The organism is Soehngenia longivitae (assembly GCF_004684055.1).
GTDB classification, from domain to species: domain Bacteria; phylum Bacillota; class Clostridia; order Tissierellales; family Tissierellaceae; genus Soehngenia; species Soehngenia longivitae.
This window is the reverse complement of the sequence record NZ_SRIB01000033.1, coordinates 1-538: the sequence shown is the minus strand read 5'-3', so window position 1 is coordinate 538 and position 538 is coordinate 1. Positions and strand designations below refer to the sequence as shown.

Annotated in this window: 1 protein-coding gene; it reads left to right on the top strand. The window is 26.8% G+C overall.

Annotated elements, in window-relative coordinates; genetic code table 11:
• A partial coding sequence (locus tag E4100_RS09265) for a transposase (protein WP_135271764.1) occupies positions 1-538 on the top strand: 538 nt, incomplete at both ends.

Here is a 538-nt window from a genome sequence, read left to right as displayed (position 1 = left end):
CAATTAAATCTTTGTGATATTTCTAATGATTTTGATAAGTTTTATAATCAAAATCAAGATGACTTTCTTTCTCTATTAAACCAATTTATTAATATTAGTGATTTTATACCTTTTTCTTTTTATCGGAAATATTATTCTCATTTTGGTACAAAAAGGGACTTTTCTCTTGAATCTATGCTTAATGCCTTTATTATTAAAAACATTTTATCTATTCCTTCTGTTGATCTTTTAATTACTTTTCTCTCTATTTCTTCTGAACTTCGTAAGTTTTGTGGCTTTTTAAAGATTCCTCATAAGTCTCAGTTTTCTAGATTTAAATCCGAATTCTCGGATGATCTTAATGACTTATTTAATAATTTAGTTGATTTTAGTGAGGAAATATCCCAGAAAATTAACCCCTTTTTATCTTCAATTTTAATTACCGATACTACTGGAATTGAGTCCTATGTTGCTGAAAATAATCCTAAGTTTTATCAGTCACAACTAAAAAAATCAAAATCTCATGCCAAGTTCTTTGCTAGTACCAATCCTAATTCAG